Origin of the sequence: Hydrogenophilus thiooxidans (assembly GCF_019049855.1) — a bacterium.
GTDB classification, from domain to species: Bacteria; Pseudomonadota; Gammaproteobacteria; order Burkholderiales; family Rhodocyclaceae; genus Hydrogenophilus; species Hydrogenophilus thiooxidans.
The window spans coordinates 83,433-103,355 of record NZ_JAHLSY010000008.1; the positions used below are offsets into that span (position 1 = coordinate 83,433).

18 protein-coding genes, 1 tRNA gene and 1 pseudogene are annotated in these 19,923 nt (G+C 64.4%); 10 read left to right on the plus strand and 10 right to left on the minus strand.

The genetic code is table 11. The features are described 5' to 3' along the window. Positions 1-6 precede the first annotated feature (6 nt). From KUL93_RS05695 to KUL93_RS05730, 8 genes are all read left to right on the plus strand, one after another. Positions 7-534, plus strand: a complete 528-nt coding sequence (locus KUL93_RS05695; protein ID WP_217126119.1) for a rod shape-determining protein MreD — start codon at positions 7-9, stop codon at positions 532-534. Next, positions 489-2,396 carry a penicillin-binding protein 2 gene (mrdA, locus tag KUL93_RS05700; protein WP_217126120.1) on the plus strand — a complete coding sequence of 636 codons (1,908 nt, stop codon included), beginning with the start codon at positions 489-491 and terminating at the stop codon, positions 2,394-2,396. Before KUL93_RS05695 ends, mrdA begins: the two co-directional genes overlap by 46 nt. Next, a complete protein-coding gene (rodA, locus tag KUL93_RS05705) occupies positions 2,378-3,523 on the plus strand; it encodes a rod shape-determining protein RodA (protein WP_217126121.1) in 1,146 nt (381 codons plus the stop codon). The genes mrdA and rodA overlap by 19 nt, the downstream gene beginning before the upstream one ends. After that, complete coding sequence (locus KUL93_RS05710; RefSeq protein ID WP_217126122.1) at positions 3,520-4,491, plus strand: septal ring lytic transglycosylase RlpA family protein; 972 nt, start codon at positions 3,520-3,522, stop codon at positions 4,489-4,491. The genes rodA and KUL93_RS05710 overlap by 4 nt, the downstream gene beginning before the upstream one ends. A 122-nt stretch (positions 4,492-4,613) precedes the next feature. Beyond that, complete coding sequence (locus tag KUL93_RS05715) at positions 4,614-5,705, plus strand: D-alanyl-D-alanine carboxypeptidase family protein (RefSeq protein WP_430408202.1); 1,092 nt, start codon at positions 4,614-4,616, stop codon at positions 5,703-5,705. A gap of 8 nt (positions 5,706-5,713) precedes the next feature. Next, positions 5,714-6,355: a lipoyl(octanoyl) transferase LipB gene (gene lipB / locus KUL93_RS05720; RefSeq protein ID WP_346731658.1), complete on the plus strand. Its 642-nt coding sequence runs from the start codon at positions 5,714-5,716 to the stop codon at positions 6,353-6,355. Between the two features lie 36 nt (positions 6,356-6,391). Beyond that, positions 6,392-7,423 carry a lipoyl synthase gene (gene lipA / locus KUL93_RS05725; RefSeq protein WP_217126125.1) on the plus strand — a complete coding sequence of 344 codons (1,032 nt, stop codon included), beginning with the start codon at positions 6,392-6,394 and terminating at the stop codon, positions 7,421-7,423. Between the two features lie 6 nt (positions 7,424-7,429). Beyond that, complete coding sequence (locus KUL93_RS05730; RefSeq protein WP_217126126.1) at positions 7,430-9,430, plus strand: UvrD-helicase domain-containing protein; 2,001 nt, start codon at positions 7,430-7,432, stop codon at positions 9,428-9,430. Between the two features lie 109 nt (positions 9,431-9,539). On the opposite strand, the gene KUL93_RS05735 is transcribed toward KUL93_RS05730, so the two are convergent. Then, on the minus strand, positions 9,540-9,962 hold the full coding sequence (locus KUL93_RS05735; RefSeq protein WP_217126127.1) for a c-type cytochrome: 423 nt from the start codon (positions 9,960-9,962) through the stop codon (positions 9,540-9,542). 99 nt (positions 9,963-10,061) lie between these two features. Between KUL93_RS05735 and KUL93_RS05740 the strand changes: the two genes are divergently transcribed. Beyond that, positions 10,062-10,137 (plus strand) — tRNA-Arg (locus KUL93_RS05740). Further along, positions 10,088-10,708: a UbiX family flavin prenyltransferase gene (locus KUL93_RS05745; RefSeq protein ID WP_217126137.1), complete on the plus strand. Its 621-nt coding sequence runs from the start codon at positions 10,088-10,090 to the stop codon at positions 10,706-10,708. The genes KUL93_RS05740 and KUL93_RS05745 overlap by 50 nt, the downstream gene beginning before the upstream one ends. Here the strand turns inward: KUL93_RS05745 and KUL93_RS05750 are convergent. From KUL93_RS05750 to KUL93_RS05790, 9 genes and pseudogenes are all read right to left on the minus strand, one after another. After that, a complete protein-coding gene (locus tag KUL93_RS05750) occupies positions 10,663-13,122 on the minus strand; it encodes a putative bifunctional diguanylate cyclase/phosphodiesterase (protein ID WP_217126128.1) in 2,460 nt (819 codons plus the stop codon). The genes KUL93_RS05745 and KUL93_RS05750 overlap by 46 nt on opposite strands. After that, the gene (locus KUL93_RS05755; protein ID WP_217126129.1) at positions 13,119-13,979 is read right to left on the minus strand and encodes a phosphate/phosphite/phosphonate ABC transporter substrate-binding protein; all 861 of its coding nucleotides are present in this window, start codon (positions 13,977-13,979) and stop codon (positions 13,119-13,121) included. The genes KUL93_RS05750 and KUL93_RS05755 overlap by 4 nt, the downstream gene beginning before the upstream one ends. Positions 13,980-14,040: 61 nt before the next feature. After that, on the minus strand, positions 14,041-15,099 hold the full coding sequence (locus KUL93_RS05760; protein WP_217126130.1) for an RsmB/NOP family class I SAM-dependent RNA methyltransferase: 1,059 nt from the start codon (positions 15,097-15,099) through the stop codon (positions 14,041-14,043). Beyond that, positions 15,074-15,634 (minus strand): YqaA family protein, encoded by a 561-nt coding sequence (locus KUL93_RS05765; RefSeq protein ID WP_217126131.1) that lies wholly within the window; start codon positions 15,632-15,634, stop codon positions 15,074-15,076. The genes KUL93_RS05760 and KUL93_RS05765 overlap by 26 nt, the downstream gene beginning before the upstream one ends. A 22-nt stretch (positions 15,635-15,656) precedes the next feature. Continuing rightward, positions 15,657-17,513 (minus strand): signal peptide peptidase SppA, encoded by a 1,857-nt coding sequence (sppA, locus tag KUL93_RS05770; RefSeq protein ID WP_217126132.1) that lies wholly within the window; start codon positions 17,511-17,513, stop codon positions 15,657-15,659. A 42-nt stretch (positions 17,514-17,555) separates the two neighbouring features. Next, positions 17,556-18,350, minus strand: a complete 795-nt coding sequence (gene trmB / locus KUL93_RS05775; protein WP_217126133.1) for a tRNA (guanosine(46)-N7)-methyltransferase TrmB — start codon at positions 18,348-18,350, stop codon at positions 17,556-17,558. Between the two features lie 64 nt (positions 18,351-18,414). Then, entirely contained in the window at positions 18,415-19,236 is an 822-nt protein-coding gene (locus KUL93_RS05780; RefSeq protein WP_217126134.1) for a thiazole synthase, read from the minus strand. Positions 19,237-19,261: 25 nt separating this feature from the next. Continuing rightward, positions 19,262-19,483 carry a sulfur carrier protein ThiS gene (thiS, locus tag KUL93_RS05785; protein ID WP_217126135.1) on the minus strand — a complete coding sequence of 74 codons (222 nt, stop codon included), beginning with the start codon at positions 19,481-19,483 and terminating at the stop codon, positions 19,262-19,264. After that, positions 19,484-19,923, minus strand: a pseudogene (locus tag KUL93_RS05790) (DUF4351 domain-containing protein); the annotation flags it as partial. It abuts the gene before it with no gap.

The following is a 19,923-nucleotide window of genomic DNA, read 5'->3' on the forward strand; positions in this document are numbered from 1 at the left end:
GCAACGATGGAACAGCCGACCCACCGTTCGCGCGAACTGCTGTCGCCACCCAGCCGAGCGTGGATGATCGTGACGCTCCTCGCCGCGTTAGCGCTCGATCTCATCCCTCGTCCATGGATGGCGGTCTGGGGTCCCGAAGCGACGTTGCTGACGTTGACGTTCTGGGCGTTGCGTGCGCCCGCATGGACGGGCTTCGGTTTGACCCTGCTCGTGAGCATCGCGCTCGACGTTGGCCGCGGCGCCGTGTTGGGGCAGACGGCGCTTGCCGCGATCTGGGTGGTGTGGGGAGCGCAGAAGTGGCGCAGTCGAGTGCTCTGGTTCGGCCCCTTGGGCCAAGCGGCGCACTTGGTCTGGTTGTGGGCTGGGGCGCTCGCGCTGCAGGTGGCGGTGCGTTGGCTCGTGGTCGGTGACGGGATTGTTGCCTATGGGTATCTCTTGGCGCCACTTTGGATGGCGCTCCTCTGGCCCCTCTGGTATGCGGTGTTGCTGTGGCCACAACGGTGGCGCGCGGTGATGCCCAAACATCGGGTATGACGCTGGAGACGCTTTCCCCCGACCAACTTCAGCGCCGAACCCGCTGGCGCGCGCTGGTCGCAGCCGTGGTGATGGTGGCTGGGTTTGCGCTCCTGTTGTGGCGACTACACCATCTGCAAGTGGCGCAGCACGAACGGTTCGCGGCGCTTGCTGAGGCCAACCGTCTGACGTTGGTCCCCGTCCCGCCGCAGCGTGGCGAGATCTTCGATCGCAACGGTAAGCCCTTGGCGCGCAATGAAGGGGTGTATGTGCTGGAAGTGACGCCGGCGCTTGCGCCAGACCTGGACGCAACCTTGAAGGCGCTGACTGAGCTGGTCGCGATCGATCCCGAAGCGCTGCGGTCGTTTCGTCGCAGAGTGCGCGAACAGCGGGGCTTGGGAAGCGTGCCGCTCAAATGGCGTCTTACCGACGCCGAAGCCGCTCGAATCGCGGCAAACGGGTTTCGTTTGCCCGGCGTCCAGGTCGCCGTCCGATCGATGCGCCACTATCCCTACGGCGAGGTGATGGCGCATGTCGTCGGCTATTTGGGGCGGATCAGCGAACGCGACCTGCAGCGTATCGAAGCGCAAGACGCGTTGGGGCGCTACCGGGGGTTGGAGGTGATTGGCAAAGAGGGGGTTGAGGCGAGCTACGAATCCGAACTGGTGGGCTGGCCGGGGTGGGAGCAGCTCGAGGTAAACGCCGCCGGGCGCGCGGTGCGGCGGTTGGCCTCGGTGCCAGCGCAACCCGGGCGCGATGCGGTTTTGACGATCGACGTCGATTTCCAGGCGTTCGTCCATGAGTTGCTGCGCGACAAACAGGCGGCGTTCGTCGCGCTCGATCCGCGCGACGGCGCGGTGTTGGCGATGGTGAGTACGCCAACGTATGACCCCAACGCGTTCGTGACCGGCTTGTCGAGCGAGACGTGGCAGAGTCTCCTCAACGACCCGGCGCGTCCGTTATTGCATCGCGCGCTGCGGGGAACCTATCCGCCTGGGTCGACTTTCAAACCGTTCATGGCGCTCCTTGGGTTGGAAACGAAGGCGCGTCATCTCGGGCAACGTTTCAACCACCAAGGATCGTTCCAGATCGGCCAACAGGTGTTGCACGACCGCAAATCGGCGTGCCAAAGCGGCGTCGACCTCATTCGTGCGCTCACCTATTCGTGCAACGTCTATTTCTACCAGTTGGGAGTCGATCTGGGAATCGACGCGATCGCAGCCTTCATGACCCATTTTGGTTTCGGATCCCCGACTGGGATCGATCTGCCCAACGAGGCGGCGGGGGTGTTGCCGTCGCGCGAGTGGAAGCGCAGCTTCTTCAAAAGGCGGCGTGACCAGCAGTGGTTCACCGGCGAGACGGTTTCGGTGGCGATCGGTCAGGGCTACAGCAGCTATACGCCGCTGCAGATGGCCAATGCCTTGATGATCCTCGTCAATGGCGGGTTGGGGCCGATTCCCCACCTCGTCGACCATTTTCGTGATCGCCGCACCGGCGCACTCATTCCCGTAACTCGACCGCCGGCGCGCTTTGTGCCGCTCGATCCGGCAAACGTCGAGGCGGTGCTCACCGGGATGCGGGAAGCGGTGCGGGTGGGTACCGCGGCGCGGGCGTTTGCCGGTGCGCCGTATCGTGCCGGTGGCAAGACCGGCACCGCGCAAGTGGTGTCGACGCAGCGGGCGCACCGCGATGCCGACGCCGCGGACGAGCAAGACCATGCGTGGTTCATCGCCTTTGCGCCGGTCGAAGAGCCGCGGATCGTCGCCGCACTGATCGTCGAGCACGGCGGCTATGGCGGTGCGGTTGCGGCGCCGTTGATGCGCATCATCTTCGATCGCTTCTTCGGCGTCGAACCGAAACCCGAATGGGAGACCGCACGGTGAAACCGGCGTGGTGGCAGAACCTCTTGCGGCGTTGGGATCCGCTGCTGCTCCTCACTTTGGTCGGTTTTTTCGCCTTTTCCCACTGGGTGATGACCAGCGCTTCACCGCAACGGCTCGACGAACAGTGGGTGCATCTCGGGTTGGCGTTGGCCGCCTTTTTGGGTTCGGCGCTGGTGCCGTTTCGCTGGTGGCTGGCGCTCTCGCCGCTCCTTTACTTGGTCGGGGTGGTTGCGCTCGTTTTGGTGCTCGTGGTTGGCGTGACCGCAAAAGGGGCCACGCGCTGGCTCGATCTCGGTGTGGCCCGTCTCCAGCCTTCAGAGCTGATGAAGCTCGCCGTGCCGCTCTTTGCCGCGGCGTATTTCCATTGGCGGCAAGGGATGCTGCGCTGGTGGGACCATCTGGTCGCACTCGTTTGGGTGGTGGCGCCCACCGCGCTCATTTTGAAACAGCCCGATTTGGGAACGGCGATCATGGTGGGGGTGATCGGCGGGTGCGTCCTCTTTTTCGCCGGGTTGAGCTGGCGTCTGATTCTGCCGTTCGTCGTCGCTGGGTGCGTCGCGATCGCGGCGCTGCTTCAGTTTGGCGATCAGTGGTGTGCGCCTGAGGTCGAATGGCCTGGGCTGCACGATTACCAAAAAGGGCGGATCTGCACGTTGCTCGATCCCGAACGCGATCCGCTGGGTAAAGGGTTTCATACCATCCAAGCAGCGATTGCGATCGGTTCGGGCGGCATTTGGGGCAAAGGCTTGGGGCAGGGGACCCAGGCGCAATTGGCGTTCATCCCCGAGCGGCATACCGATTTCATCCTGGCGGTGATCGCCGAGGAGCTTGGATTTGTCGGGGTCGCGGGACTCTTTGCGGGGTATTTGGTTCTGCTGTTGCGAGGATTTTCGCTCACGCTCCGCTCGGGGTTGTGGGCCGGGCAGCTCTTCGGCTGCGCGGCGGTGACGGGGATCTTCCTCTATACTTGGGTCAATGCCGCGATGGTGATGGGGCTTGCCCCCGTGGTTGGCGTGCCGCTGCCGTTTGTCAGTTACGGGGGAACGGCGCTCGTGAGTCTCTGTCTCATGTTGGGGGTGACGGCAAGCGCCGCGGCAGAGCCGTTTCCTGGCGGAGGGCGACGATGAGTATCGTGCGTAGGGTGGGGGTCGTAACCGTTGCGATGGGGTTGGCTGCGTGCAGTTCGCCGCGGGTCAAGAGCGATTGGCCCCGTGCGGTGGCCCCAAGCCCTTCCATCGAGCCCCGCATCGAACCGTTGCGGCCCGCGAATGCCCGTCCCTATACGGTGCTGGGGCGTACCTATTACCCGATGACCGACTTCGAGCCCTTTTGGGAAGAGGGGGTTGCGTCGTGGTATGGGCGCGAATTTCACGGCAAACCGACCGCAAGCGGCGAACCGTACAACATGTTCTCCTTCACCGCAGCGCACAAGATTTTGCCGATTCCCAGCTACGCGCGGGTGACGAACCTGGCGAATGGGCGACAGATCGTCGTGCGGGTGAACGACCGTGGTCCTTTCGTCGCCGATCGGGTGATCGACCTTTCGTTTGCTGCTGCCGACGCGCTGGGGTTTGCCAACCAGGGAACGACGCGTGTGCGCGTCGAGCTGCTGTTGCCGGAGGAAATCGCCGCGATGCAAAAAGGGGCGACGCGCCCGCAGACGGTGGCGGAGGCCGCAGCGACGGCGCCACCGCAACGGGAAGTCGCGGCAACCCAACGGGGGCGCGACGCGGCAGCGGAGCCGAAAGCGAACGGGGTCAGTTCCGAATCGGCGCTTGCAACGGCGCGGGTTTTCCCCGAAGCGGCTCCCGCAGCCGTGGCATCCGAAGCAGTAGAAGGGGGTAACGGCACCGTGTTTTATCTCCAATTGGGGGCGTTTGCGCAAGCAGAAAATGCCGAAAACTTTGCTACCCACCTGCGGGCGCAGTTGCCGAGTCTGCCGGTGCGTCTTTTCAGTGCAGGAGCAATGGTGCGGGTCGTTGCGGGACCATTTCGCGACGTGACGTTGGCACAGCTTGCGGCCGATCAGGTGGTGGCTCAGCTGGGTGGTCGGCCACTGGTCGTTTCGGCTCGCGCACTTGGGGTGCGCCCCTGACCCGGCAGGTAAAAAGCGGTACACTTCGCTTTTTGGGTACCCAAGCGCTTCATCATAAGGAGAAAAGAGCGGTGCAATCAGCGGTTGTCCAAGGGGTATTGGGGTTTGTGTTGTGGGTGGCGATGGCAGCAGCGCAGGCGATGGCGATCGATCTGCCGGCGAAACGGTGGTTCTTGCTCGATTTCACCACCGGTGAAGTGTTGGCCGAACAGGGCGCCGACGAAGCCGCGGAGCCAGCGTCGATCACCAAAGTGATGACCGCCTATCTCGTCTTTGAAGCGTTGCGCGAGGGACGTCTCAAGTGGGATCAGCGGGTCCCTGTTTCGGAGAAAGCGTGGAAGATGGGAGGGTCGCGGATGTTCGTCGAACCGCGGCAGCAGCCCACCGTCGAGGCGTTGTTGCGCGGTTTGGTCGTCGCCTCGGGAAACGACGCGGCGGTGGCGCTGGCCGAAGCGGTTGCGGGCACGGAAGAGGCGTTTGTGGCGATGATGAACCAGACCGCGCAGCGGTTAGGAATGACGAACACCCATTTCGCCGATGCGTCGGGTTGGCCCAACCCTGAGCACAAAACCACGGCGCGCGATCTCGCGATTCTGGCGCGCGCGCTGATTCGTGATTTTCCGAAGGAATATGCGCTCTTCAAAGAGAAAGAATTTACGTATAACGGCATTCGCCAACCCAACCGCAACCGCTTGTTGTGGCTCGATCCCACCGTCGATGGGCTCAAAACCGGCCACACCCAAAGCGCCGGTTACTGTCTCCTTTCGTCCGCAGAGCGGGATGGCCGGCGGTTGATCGCGGTGACGCTGGGGAGCGGCTCGGACGCGCAGCGGACCGAGGCGTCGCTGAAGCTGCTTCAGTACGGCTTCCAGAATTTTGCCCATTTCCGTGTCGCGAAAGGGAAAGAGGCGGTTGCGAAGCTTCGGGTCTGGCAAGGGGTGCAACCGGAAGTGGCAGTGGGCGCTCCGGAAGATCTCGTGGTGACGCTACCTCGTGACGCGGTTGCCAAAGCCACGGCCCATTTCGTCGGGCAGCAACCGCTGATTGCCCCTGTCGAAGTGGGACAGCAGGTGGGGCGGATCGATATCGTCGTCGAGGGCGAGGTGCGCCGCTCGGTTCCGGTGGTGGCGCTCGAGGCTGTTCCCCAAGCCGGTTGGTGGGGGCGCACCGTCGATGCCCTCACCTTGTGGTGGCAGAATCTTTGGCAGCGGTGACCATGCGCATGGGCTACTGCGCGGCGTGGTGGGGGAGAGCGCCCTACGCGGCGATGTGGCGGCGGATGCAGGCCTATGCCGCAGCGTGTGACGACGCAAGCCCCGATTGGCTGTGGTGTGTCGAACACGATCCCGTCTATACCCTGGGGCTTGCGGGAAGAGAATCCCACCTCACCCCCGCGGCGCGCGCAAGCGGCACCCCGGTGGTGCGTTGCGATCGCGGCGGACAAGTGACCTGGCACGGTCCCGGGCAACTGGTGGTTTATACCCTTTGGAACTTGCGCCGCCGTGGTCTTACCGTTCGGGCGTTGGTGGCGCTTCTCGAGGAGGCGGTGATTCGCTTGCTGGCGGATCACGGGATTTGCGGCGATCGCAAACCGGGCGCGCCGGGGGTCTATGTCGACGGGGCGAAGATTGCGGCGTTGGGACTCAAAGTGCGTCGCGGGTGGTGTTACCACGGCTTGAGCCTCAACATTGCGAACGCTCTCGAACCCTTTGCTGCGATCGACCCCTGCGGTTACCCTGGGTTGGCGGTAACCCGCACGGCCGATTGGGGGTGGAACCCGCCGTTGCGCGCCGCGGCAGAGGCGCTTGCGGCGTATCTGCCGCCGGGGAATTGGGCGTGGTGTGCGCCGCCAGCGGTCGCATGACCGCCGCGTGGCTTGATTCAGAAAAAGGAAGCAACGATGGCTTTGCAACCCGGGGTGAAATTGCGCAGCGCCGAAAAGACGGCGCGCATTCCTGTGAAGATCGTGCCCAAACCGAAACTGGCGAAACCGGAGTGGATCCGCACGCGCTTGCCGGCGGGCGCGTCACTCGAACGGTTCCACCGCGTGAAGGAGATTTTGCGCGCGCAGGGGCTGCACACGGTGTGCGAAGAGGCCACTTGCCCGAACATCCACGAATGTTTCGGCAAGGGAACCGCCACCTTCATGATTCTTGGCGATATCTGTACCCGTCGCTGCCCCTTCTGTGACGTCGCCCACGGCCGACCGCTCCCGCCCGACCCGCAAGAGCCGGAACGGCTGGCCCGTACGGTCGCGGCGTTGGGGCTGCGGTACGTGGTAATCACGAGCGTCGATCGGGACGACCTGCCCGATGGCGGTGCGGAACAGTTCGTGCGCTGCATCGCGGCGATCCGGGAGGCGAGTCCAGCTACGCGGATCGAGGTGCTGGTTCCCGATTTCCGCGGTCGAATGGAACGGGCGCTCACGGCATTTGCTGCAGCGCTGCCTGACGTGATGAACCACAACTTGGAAACCGTTCCGCGCCTCTATTGGGCCGCGCGGCCCGGGGCCGATTACGCCCATTCCCTCAGGCTGCTTGCCGAATTCAAGGCTCGCTATCCGAACGTGGTCACCAAGTCCGGGTTGATGGTGGGGTTGGGAGAAACCGACGACGAGATCGTTGCGGTGATGCGCGACTTGCGTGCGCACGACTGTGAGATGCTCACGATCGGCCAATATCTGCAACCTTCCCCGGCCCATCTGCCCGTTGCGCGTTTCGTTGCGCCCGAGACCTTTGCCGCGTTTGAACGCGAGGCGCTGGCGATGGGTTTCCTGCACGCCGCCTGTGGCCCGATGGTGCGCTCCTCCTATTGGGCGGACCGGCAAGCAGAAGCAGCGGGGGTGGCGGCGACGGAGGTGGTGACTCTGGGAAGAAGACCCGACGCCACGCAGGCCTCTGGGGGTGGGTCGGCGCCTTCCCACGCGGGGTGACGCGCGGTGCGGCTCGACGGGCTCAACCCGGCCCAGCACGAGGCGGTCCGCTACCTCGACGGGCCGTGTCTGGTGCTTGCGGGCGCAGGCAGTGGCAAGACGCGGGTGATCACCCACAAAATCGCCTATTTGATCGAGGTGGCAGGGTTTGCGCCGCGCCACATTGCTGCGATCACCTTCACCAACAAAGCGGCGCGCGAGATGCAGGAGCGTGTGGCCAGCCTTCTGGGCGGGCGGGCTCCTTCGGGACTGACCGTCTGCACCTTTCACGCGCTCGGGGTGCAAATCCTGCGGGCGGAGAGCGCCCGGCTTGCGTTGAAACCGCGCTTTTCGATCCTCGATCCCACGGACGTGCGCACCCTTTTAGCCGAATTGGTGCAGGAGGCCGACCGCGGATGGCTCCAAACGCTGCACGGGCAAATCTCGCAGTGGAAGAACCAAGGGGTTTTGCCCGATGCCGCGGAAGCGCTGGCCAACGACGATGTGACCACCCAAGCAGCGCGCCTCTATCGCGACTACGAACGGGCATTGGCAGCGTATCATGCGGTCGATTTCGACGATCTCATCTTGAAACCGCTGTTGCTCTTCGAGCGCGACCCTGAGGCGCGCGAAGCGTGGCAACGGCGCTTGCGCTATCTCCTCATCGATGAGTACCAGGATACCAACCGCACCCAGTATCGGTTGTTGCGCGCGCTTGCCGGGGTGCGCGGCGCCTTTACCGCGGTGGGCGACGACGACCAGGCGATCTACGCGTGGCGTGGTGCCGACGTCGAAAACCTGCGCCTACTACAAACCGACTACCCGCAGCTCAAGGTGATCAAGCTGGAGCAGAACTACCGCAGCACCCGCACGATCCTCAACGCCGCGAACACGCTGATCGCGAACAATGACAAACTGTTTGCCAAACGGCTTTGGTCGCTGCACGGTGTGGGCAGTCCAATCGTGGTGCGCCCGTGTCGCGACCCCGAAGCCGAAGCGGAGTGGGTGGTGGCAACGCTCGACGCGAGGCGTTTCGAGCTGGGTGCGAAATGGTCCGACTTCGCGATCCTCTACCGGGGTAACCACCAGGCGCGCCTTTTCGAGCAGGCGCTTCGCGCCCACCGGATTCCCTACGTGATTTCGGGCGGGGGGTCGTTCTTCGACCGTACCGAAATCCGCGATGCGATGGCCTATTTGCGGCTGCTGGTGAACGAGGACGACGATCCGGCGTTCGTGCGGGCGATCACCACGCCGCGCCGTGGCGTCGGGGCAACGAGCTTGGAAGCGCTTTCCCGTTATGCGGGCGCGCGCCATTCGAGCCTCTTTGCCGCGCTCTTTGAGACCGGTGCCGAGGCGCATGTGCCTGCAGCGCCGCTTGCGGCGATGCGCGAATTCGCGGCGTTCCTCAACCGTTTCCGCTACCGGGCCGAACGCGAACCTGCGGGTCGGGTGGTGCGGGAGCTCTTTGCTGCGGTCGGTCTCGACGACCACTACTTGACCACGATGGAACCCCGCGAAGCGGAACAGCGCACCCGTTCGCTCGGCGAGTTTCTGGGCTGGATCGAGCGGCGCGGCGAAGCGGACGGCGCCGATCTTTTGAACATCGTGCAGACGATCACGCTGATTGCGCGGCTCGAGCGCGACGACGAAACGCCCGACGCGGTGCAACTGGCGACGCTGCACGCCGCCAAGGGGTTGGAGTTCCCCCACGTCTTTCTGGTGGGTGTCGAAGAAGGGCTGTTGCCGCACCAGTCGAGCATCGACGCCGGAGACATCGAAGAGGAGCGGCGCCTGATGTACGTCGGGATCACGCGCGCGCAGCGCACGCTCACGATCACCTACTGCGAAAAACGACGCGACGGTAAAGAGTGGCGCAGCGTCGAGCCCTCACGCTTCATCGCTGAGATGGGGAGCGACGGCGTGACCGTGAAAGGTCGCGATCACCCCGTACCGAAAGAAGAGGCGAAAGCGCGGCTTGCGCAATTGCGGGCGCTGTTGGAACGGGCGCCCGCAGTTGCCGACGAGTAGCGATTGGGAACGGGCAGGCGCAGTGCTCAGCCGCTAGCCCGCGAGCGGCTTCATGCGGTCACGTGCAGTATGGGTACTACCAGACGCGCGCCGTTTGCGCCGCGTGCCGTTACTCGACGGGCGGCGGTGTGAAGTTTGCGCCCGCCTGGTTGGCCAGATAGGCCACCGCACGCGCGATCTCGGCGTCGGTGAGGTCCGCAGCGCCCCCTTTCGGCGGCATTTGCCCGATCCCGTTCGTCGCGGTTTGGATGAGCGCTTCGAACCCTTTCGCGATGCGCGCCGCCCACGCTGCGGCATCGCCCGTTTTGGGGCTGCCGAGCGCGCCGGCTTCGTGACAGCTCTTACAGACCGCCTGGTAGATCTGCTCGCCGGTGCGCTTGCCGGGTTCGACCGTTTGGAACTTGAGGTTGACCTGCGCAACCGGCAAAATGGCCGCGAGTGTGGCGTTTTCGTCGGGCTTCTGTTCTTGGGAACAGGCAACCACCAGCGTGGTTGCGCCCACTGCCAGGAAAAGGCGTGTGATGCGCTGCATGGTATCGTCCTCGATACGGAAAATAGATGGATGAATTATAACGCAGCGCTGATGCGTCTTGCCGAATCTGTGCTATCATGCGCGCTTCACGCAGTACAGGCGCCCGTAGCTCAGTGGATAGAGCGTTGGCCTCCGAAGCCAAAGGTCGCAGGTTCGATTCCTGCCGGGCGCGCCATCGCCTCATCGTTGCCGTTACCGGCGCTTCGGGGGCGATTCTCGCCGAACGGTTTCTGCTGCGGGCGCAGGAACTCCCCGAAATCGAACGCCACCTGATCCTGTCGCCAGCAGCGCTTCTCACGGCCCAGCTCGAATTGGGCAAAAAACGGCGCGACTGGGCTGCGCTTGCCGATGTCGTCTATCGGGCCGACGATCTCGCGGCGCCACTTGCAAGCGGCTCATTTTCCACTGCGGGTATGGTGATCATTCCGTGCAGCATGAAGACGCTTGCGGCGGTCGCGCACGGTTTGTCCGATAACCTCATTGCCCGCGCTGCCGAAGTGACCCTCAAAGAGCGGCGGCGGCTGGTGCTCGCGGTGCGCGAAACGCCGCTGTCGCTCGTGCATCTGCGCAACATGACGCTCGCCACCGAGGCGGGCGCAGTGGTGATGCCGCCTGTGCCGGCCTTTTACGCGGGGGTGCGCACGATCGAAGCCGCAGCGGACCAATTCGCGTGCCGGGTGCTCGATCTGTTGGGCTGGTCTCACCCGTTGGCAACGCGCTGGTTGGGTGCTGGTGCCGCGCCCTGAGGGTCATTGACCGCTACGTTTGACGCAGGCCATTGCGGCGACGGGCGGCCGAGGTAGTAGCCTTGCACGGCGTCGATCCCCAGATGGGCCAAGAGGGTGAGCGTTTCGTGGTCTTCGACGAATTCCGCGATCGTGGTTTTCCCCATGCCGCGCGCCACTTCGGCAATCGCGCGCACGATCAGGCGGTTGTTTTCGTCCTGCGGGAGATCGCGGATGAACTGGCCGTCGATCTTGACGATATCGGCTGGGATGTATTTGAGGTACGAAAACGAGCTAAAACCGGTGCCGAAGTCGTCAAGGCACAGGATCGCCCCCATTTCGTGGAGCTGGTTGGCAAAGCGGATCGCCTCTTGCAGGTCGCCGATTGCGGCGGTTTCGGTGATTTCAAAGAGGAGGCGCCGCGCATGCGGTGGGACAGCGTGCCAGACGCTTTCGAGCCACGGCAGAAAGCCCGGGTCGGAAAGGGTTCGTCCAGAGATATTGACGGCGATGCGCGGCGCTTCGGGGTGGCGACTGAGGTGCTCCAGCGCTGCGGTGATCACCCAGCGGTCGAGATCGCGGATTTTGCCACTCTTTTCGGCAGCCGGGATGAAATGGGCCGGCGCGACCAAACGAGTGGGCTCCTCTGGGTCCCGCATCCGAACAAGCGCTTCGACGTGGGCAAGGGTTCCGTCGAGGCGATAGATCCCCTGAAAATGGAGTTCGAAAAGGCTTTCGGTAAGCGCGCGCTCCAGCCGTTGGTTCCAGTTGAGTTGGGTAACGCTTGCTGCTGAGGCGTCGGCACGGTAGCCGCGCCAAGGATTGCGGCCAGCGTTTTTGGCTTGATACATCGCGATGTCGGCGGCAACGACCAGGTCGTCCGGGGTGGTGCCGTGTTCGGGAAAAAGGGCAACCCCCAGACTGACGGTCACGCCGATGCGCTGCCCGTCGAACTCAAACGGAATGCGCGCAAGGGTCCGGATGATCCGTTCGGCAAGCTGCTGCGGCTCGTTGTGGTTCTGGAGTAACGGGATGAGCACCGCAAATTCATCGCCCCCAAGGCGCGCCACGATCTCATGGGCGCGGGTGATCGTGGTGAGTTCGCTCGCGATGCGCGCCAAGAGTGCGTCGCCTGCGCGGTGGCCAAAGGTGTCGTTGAGCTGCTTGAACTCATCGATGTCGAAAAGCAAAAGGGCCGCCTCGTGGCGATTGCGCATCGCCTCATTGAGTTTTTCCTCGAGCAGTTCGGCAAAGCGGCGGCGGTTGTAGAGCCCGGTGAGGCCATCGCGCTCCGCTAGGTAGATGAGCTGCTCCGCGGAGCGGCGCTCACGGGTGATGTCTTCGAAGAGCCAGAGGCGACCGATCAAGCGCTGATGGCTGTCGCGCACCGGGAAGAAAAGTTGCAACAGGATCCGGCCGTCGATGAGGTGTAGCTCAGTGCTGTCAGAGATCTCCTGCGTGCCAGGCACCATGAGGAGGAGCTTCGAGAAGTGGTCGGGTTCTGCGCAGAGGGTGTTGCTGGCGCGCATCGCGTCGCGCGCGTTGCGGCCGACGAGTGGCGCTTCGGGCGGGATGTGCCAAAGGCGGCGAAGCGCCGTGTTGGCGAAAAGGATCTGATTTTGGGTGTCCACTAAGAGCACCCCAAGACGCATCGCTTCCAGGAGCGCGGTGAATTGCGCGTGTTCCGCCTCGAGCACCGCAAGTGTCGCCTCCATCTCCCGTTCCGCGATGGTGCGCTGCGTCAGTTGGTCAGCGATTTCGCGCGCCATGCGATTGAAGGCGCGCCCCAGACGCGCGATCTCGTCGCTATCCCCTTCTGGAGCGTGCACGTGCCGATCGCCTGCAGCGAGGTGGTTCGCGGTTGCTTCGATCACGCCAAGGCGGTGGCTTACCCGCAGGAAAAAAACGAGGTAAAGGAGCAGCGCAAAGAGGGTTGCCGCGACAACTGCCGCAAGCCCCGTCTGGGTGAAGGTGGTGAGCCAAGTAAGGAGCGGCTGCGGGGAGTAACCCACCTGCACCGCGCCACTGGTGAGCGGCAGAAGGACGTCGTAGCGCGGCAAAAGGGTGGCGCTTCGGTGCTTGAGGGTGGCAAGCGGTTGGCCCTCAGGGAGCTCCGAGTGCGGCACATGCCCCGCAAGCGCAAGCCGCTGCCCAGCAGCGTCGAAAACGGCAAGATAGTCGATTTCCGCCGTTGCCGCCAATTCCGTGGCGATCTCCTCGAGCGTTGGCAGGTTGCGCGCAAGAAGTGGCTCCTGTAGTGCGGCGCGCAGCTCCACCTGTAACGTAGTCAGTCGATCGAGAACGAGCGTTTGCGCTGCATTTTGTGCTTGGTACCAGAAAAAGAGCCCCAACGCGGTCAAGATGGCCAATTGTCCAAGGAGCAAAAGAGGCACCCAGCGGAAAAAGAGCGATCGCCGAAGCGGCGGGCGCTTCATAGGCCGCTCCCTTGGTTGAGCTGGTCGAATTCGGCGACAAACCCATCGAGCGCCTGCCAGTCGGCGTCACGGATCGGGCGAAGCACACCGTGGCCAAGCCGGGCAAAGTGCTCCTGCCCGCTACTGCGACTCCACTCTTGGAACGCTTCGGCAAGCGCGGCGATGCGCGCTTCGCCAAGCCGAGCATGCGCCAGGTACAGGAGCGGCGGCGTGGGGGGTAGGCGATAGAGGATCCGGTAGCTGCCTTCGGGCAGTTCCAGTTGCTTGAGGGTGGTGACCGAAACGACGGCGGCGTCGGCCAACCCCTGCCGCAAGTGGGCCAGCGAATTGGCGTGGCTACCCGTGGCGATGAGGCGAACGTCTTCCCCGATCGTCCAGCCCTGTTCGCGTAGGAGCCGACGCGCAGCAAGGGTCAAGTTGGCCCATCGGTCGCTGGTGACAAGGGTGCGCCCTTTGAGGTCGGCGAGCGTCTGAAGGGGGCTGGTGGGGAGCACAATGAGGAGCGGCTCCAGATCGGTGCTGGGGCGGGCAAGCCCGACCATCGCGTGGCGCAGTTGGGCGATGCGGCCAAAGTAGGGGCTGGTGGCGATCAGGTCGTATTCTCCTACTGCGGTACGGGCGAAATGGGCGCTGTAGTCAGGCGCCGACTCGAGCGCGACCGGTTGCGCAAGCGCGGTGGCAAACCAGGCGCGCAGCGGCTCGTAGAGTTCGGCGAGCTTACGCGCGGAGAGGTACGGGACGACGCCAAAGAGGCGCGGCGTAGCGGCATGCGCGGCGCGAGGCGCGAGCACCGCCCCGAAAAAAAGCCCCGAGAGGCGCGCTAGGGTCTGGCGGCGGGAAATGAGAGAGAGGGACATGTTATCCTTGCAGCAACACTGGATGGGGTACATTGTAAATCATCCCGTTCGTCCCGTTCGGCTACCGGCGCTTGAAGAGGCGCGCCGCGAAAAAGCCGCTGAACCCATCGCGCGGCAGCACCCGCCGCGTGTGAGCGAGTTGCGCTGCCCGTTCCGCGGAAAGCTGCGGGGGGTGACGGGGCGTGAGCGCGGAAGGGATCGCGTCCGGGGTAAGTCCCGGGAGGGCGGTTGGGGGCGACCAGCGGGGGGGTACGACTTCGGCCTCCGGGGCTTCGGCAAGGAGCTCAGCGACCACCCATTCGTTCTCTTCGGGGGCGTAGCTACAGGTGCTATAAACGAGCGTGCCGCCCGGGGCGAGCGCTTGCCACGCGGCGCGCAGAAGCAGCTTCTGCTTGTGCGCGGCTTCGCGTACTTTGCGCGGTTTCCAGTGGCGCCAGGTTTCGGGGTCGGCAAAACGGATGCGCGCTTCCGACGAACACGGGGCGTCCAAAAGGACGCGCGCAAAACGCTGCGGCGTTTTGGCTCCGATGGTGCGCCCGTCCGCGAGGTAGGTCTGCGCACAGGTGACCCCAAGCCGCGCCAACTCCGCGCGCAGTTTGAAGAAACGCGGCTTTACCGCTTCCACCGCTGCGATGCGCCCGCGGTTGGCGATTGCTGCGGCAATGAGCGCGGTTTTGCCGCCGGGCGCTGCGGCAAGGTCGAGAATCTCCGTATCGGGTTGCGGGTCGAGCAACCAGACCGCCCACTGGCTGGAAAGGCTCTGCACCGTCAACAGGCCATCGCGAAAGGGGGCGCTGTGGGTGAGGGTGGCGCGCGCTTGCGGTTCGGCGACGAAGCTCCACGCGGCAAGGGGGTGGGGGAGCGGGGCGTTTGCAGCAAAGGCGGGGCGAATGGGCAGCGCGAAGGTCGCGGCGGTTTGGGCAATTGGCGCGTCGTCTGCGGCGCCTTTTCTTTGCGCCGCGCGCAACGGGTTGATTCGCCCGGCAAGCGGCTGTGGCGCGCAAAAGCTTCCAAACCACGCTGCGCGCACTGCTTCGGGCAGCACCAGCGCTTCTGCAAGCGCTTCGAGGCGCGCCACGAACGGCGCGAGCGGTTCAGGAAAAGAGACCCAGGCCGGCATGGATCACGCCGTAATAGACGAAGAATCTGGGGATGCGAAAGAGGCACGCGCTAGCCACAAGCAGCAAGGGCAGTTTCAGCATCCCCGCGGTCCAGGTGGTGACCGAAAAGGGGAGCGGTGTCGTTGCGCCGAGCACCACCCACCAGAAGCCATACTTGCGCAGTTGCGGTCCATGCTCTTCGCGAAAGCGGCCGCAGACGCGGTGAAGCGTCGGGAAGTGTTCAAGCCAGCGGCCGATGAAATAGCCCTGGATACCTGCCCAGGCCGATATCGCGCCGATCCCAAAAACGTAGAGCCACCAGTTGGCTGCCATATGGCTGCGGCTGATGACGACCAGCATCGAGTCGGGCGGAAAGGGCAAAACGAACGAATCGCCGATCAGGATCACGAGCGCGATGCCAGGAAAACCGAGATGGTTCGCGACCCATTCCGCTGCGGCGACGAGCTCCTTCTGAAACGCCCAGCCGAGCGCCCCCATGAGGAGCAGCAGGCCGACGATTGCGATCACGGTTTTTTTGAGGGTCTCTTCGATCATCGCAGCGTGTCCAGAGAGCGACCTAGGGGGCAGCACACAGGCAGTGCGCCCAGACGGGGGGCAATGTGGCGCCGGGCGCGGTGAGCGGGCGCAGTAGCGGCGCAAGTGGGCGCAGGGAAGCGGTGAGCGAGGCAAGCGGAGGTGCCAAAGCGAACGTTTCGCTGCCGAAAATGAGGCGACGGACCACTTCGCGCGGCGACAGCGGCGGCGTTGGCCAGCGCACCACTGCGTCCGGGGCGTTGGCACGTTCGCGGGCAAGCGCAATCGCCGTCTCCAACCCGCCCAGGCGGTCGACGAGGCCGAGTTTCGCTGCCGCGGCCCCCAGCCAGACCCGCCCTTCCGCGACCGGCTCGAGCTCCGCTTGCGGGATCCCCCGCCCTTCGCCGACCACGGCAAGGAAACGGCGGTAGGTGTGGCCCACCGACGCGTCGAGCGCGCGGCGCACCGCGTCGGGAAGCGGCCGGCGCGGGTCGAGCGGCGCGGCAAAGGGGCCAGTACGGACGCCATCGGTGGTAAGCTCGAGCTTTTCCATGAGGGGCGCGGCGTTGGGGATGAGCGCGAAGACGCCGATCGAGCCCGTGAGCGTTTCGGGGCGGGCGACGATTGCGTCGGCGGTGCTCGCAACCCAGTAGCCCCCCGACGCGGCAACGCCTGCGAAACTCGCGATCACCGGCTTGCCTGCGTCGCGCACCGCCTGCGCCGCGCGCCGGATCTGCTCGGCGGCAAACGCGCTGCCTCCTGGCGAGTGGATGCGCAGCACCACGGCACGGACCGCGTCGTCGTCCCGTGCTGCTTCGAGTTCGTCCACCAGCTGTTCGCTGCTTGCGGTCGCGTCGTTTCCGTCGTCCGTTTCGGTGATTACTCCTTCGAGCGTGATCACCCGAATTTCGCCGGTGCGGTTGGGCAACAAGTGTTTGGCTTCGAGCGCCGCATGGTAGCGTTGCCAAGGGAGAACATCGCGGTCGCGATCGGTGAGCGCAACCGACTCCAGGAGCTTGGTTTGCCATTCGCCAAACGGAGTGAGCGCATCGACGAGCCCTTGCGCGTGCGCAGCCGCAGCGGCGTCACCCTCATGTGCGGCCAGGATTTCGTCGAACGCAGTGTGGTAGCGCTCGATTGCCGTTGCTGGGCGTTTGCGCGCGGCGGCGATCGCGTCGCGAATCTGGCCCCACAGACCGAGCATGAGGTCGGTTGCCGCGCTTTTTTCGCTTTCCGACATCGAGGTGCGGGTGAAGGGTTCGACGAACGACTTGTACCGACCCGCACGGAAGGCGTGGACGGTGATCCCGATGCGGTCGAGCGCCGCTTTGAAATAGGTGGGTTCCAGCGCCAATCCTGGTAAGAGCACGAATCCTTCGGGGTCGAGCGTCACGGTGTCGGCAACCGACGCCAGGAAATAGCTTTTCTGATCGTAGCGGTCGGCAAATGCAAAGAGCGGTTTGCTCGCTTGACGCAGGCGAGCGAGCGACTCGCGCAGTTCCGCAAGCTGGGCGTAGCTTGCGCCCGGAAAGTCACGGAGATCGAGCGCGACCGCTGCAACGCGTGGATCTTTGGCGGCGTGATCGAGCGTGGTGAGCAGCGCGCCCAAGTGGATCGGCTGGGGTTCGTCCCAGAGCGGCAAGGGGGCCGAAAGCGGCGGGGTTTCGGTGAGCGGCGCATCCAGCGTAAGCGCAAGCACGAAGCGGCTTGGGAGCGTCGGCGCCGCGGGGGGCGCGGCGTGCCACGCAAAGAGGAGTGCAACCACGGCCGCAAAGCCGACGCCAAGCGCAATCGCGCCCAGCACTGCGCGCCCGATCCATTCGAGCGCGCCCAGAAGGCGCGCGATGAGGCGAATGGGCCAAAAGAGGAGCGCCTTGAGAAGCAGTACGAGTGGCTTCATGCGGGAAATGGCGAAAATGGGTTGGCGCTATTTCTCATGGGTTCAACGCTCGCTGCGTTCGGCCAACAGCGTATCGACCTCCGGTACGTCCGGGCCGTCAGGCACCTGGACCGTGCCTTTTTCGATTGCGGGTGCGGCACGCCGGCGATAGACCAGGTCCCAGACTGGATGGCCGAGGTTTTGCCCGCGCTGTTCAAATTTGGTGCGCGGCCGCCATGCGGGTCGCGGCTGCGCAAAACCGCTTGCGGGATAGTCGTTCGTCAGCAGGGGCTCCGCGTCGAGCACTTCGCGCATCCAGTGGGCGTACTCTTCCCAATCGGTGGCGCAGTGGAGATAGCCACCGGGCTTGAGACGCGAAACCATCAGCGCGACAAGCACGGGTTGCACGATGCGGCGCTTATGGTGCTGTTTCTTCGGCCACGGATCGGGGAAGAAGAGGTGGATCGCCGAGAGCGACGATTCGGGGATGACGCGTTCGAGCACTTCGATCGCGTCGTGGCGCAGCACCCGCAAGTTGGTGAGTCCGCGCGCCTCGATCAGTTTGAGGAGGTTACCGACCCCTGGCCCGTGCACTTCGACCGCAAGGAAGTCGATGTCGGGGTTGGCTTCGGCGATCGCAGCGGTAGCATCGCCCATCCCGGAGCCGATTTCGAGAACGACCGGGGCGGTTCGGCCAAAGATCGCAGCGAAGTCGAGCGGCGCGTCGGGATGCCACGCCAGGCCCCATTTGGGGTAGAGGGTGGCGAGCGCCTCTTTTTGGCTGGGGGTCATGCGCCCTTGGCGCAAAACGAAAGTACGGATCGAGCGTTGCGTCAGGCGTTCCGGGGTTTTGGTCATCGTTTCGTCATCTGCGGTAAAGGAAAGACTGCGGTCAGGGGATCAGGGTGCATTCTACCTGCGGTCAGCGCCCGATGAGGCCACTTATCGGGGAGCTGGGGTCGGCGCTGTAGGCTTTGCGGGGCATACGACCTGCCAAGTACGCGGCACGGCCTGCTTCCACCGCACGACGCATCGCGTGCGCCATGAGCACGGGCTGCTTCGCGTGTGCGATCGCGGTGTTCATCAGCACCGCGTCGCAGCCGAGCTCCATCGCGATCGCTGCGTCGGACGCAGTGCCGACGCCCGCGTCGACGATCACCGGGACGCTCGCCTGCTCGATGATGAGCCGTAGGTTCCACGGGTTCAAAATTCCCATGCCAGAGCCGATGAGCGACGCAAGCGGCATTACCGCGACACAGCCGATCGCCTCGAGGCGTTTCGCGAGGATGGGGTCGTCGGAGCAGTAGGCCATCACGTCGAACCCTTCGGCAACCAATTGTTCCGCCGCCTTGAGGGTTTCGACCATGTTGGGGAAGAGGGTGTTGGGGTCGCCGAGCACTTCGAGTTTGACGAGGTTGTGCCCGTCCAAGAGCTCACGCGCCAAGCGGAGCGTGCGCACCGCTTCTTCCGCGGTGTAGCACCCCGCGGTGTTGGGCAGGATCGTGAACCGTTCGGGCGGCAGAAAGTCGAGCAGGTTCGGTTCGTCCGGGTTTTGCCCCAGGTTGGTGCGGCGGATCGCGACGGTGACGATCTCTGCGCCCGAGGCTTCGACCGCGGCACGCGTCTCCGCGAAATCGCGGTATTTGCCGGTACCGACGATGAGGCGCGAGCGGAATTGGCGTTGCCCCAAAACGAGGGGTTGGTCTACGAATGGAAGCTCGGCTTCAGGGGATTGGGTTCGCATCGGGACTCCTTGACATTCGATGAGGTCAACCGCCACCCACGGCGACGACGATTTCCAAAACGTCACCGTCGCAGAGGATGGTGGCCTCATAGGCGCTTTTCGGGACGATCGCGCCGTTGCGTTCCACCGCGACGCGCTTGCCCAGCCAGCCGTGGCGCTCAAGGAGCGCCGCGACCGTGGTGCCTACTGGGACTTGCTCGGGCGCGCCGTTGAGGCGGAGGGTAAGGGTGGAAGGGGTGTTGGCCATTTAGGCAAACACCTCATTGAGCGTTTGCGCATCGAGCACCCGATCGAGCCAGCTCTCGATCTCCTCTCGGCTTGCGGTGCTTAGGCGCACCTGCACCGCTTCTGGCAGCGGCCCGAAGCGTTTGGTAAGCAGTCGCCGCAAGGTTTGCAGCTCGCCGAGGTAGAAACCCTTTTCCTCACCTTGCTGCAACCCCTGCTGCAACCCCTGCTGCAACCCTTGTTGCAACCCCTGTTCCCACCACTCTTTCGTCCAACTCTCGATGCGTTCGGCCAACATCGTATCGACCTCCAGTAAGTCCGAGACGTCAGGAATCTCGACCGTGCCTTTTCCCATTTTACGCTGCAACAGCCGCAGTAACCACCGGGTGAGACTGAAGCGCAGCGGCTTCTGTTCCGGTTCGGCGAGCCACTCGATCAGTTCCTGAACCACACGGCGCATAT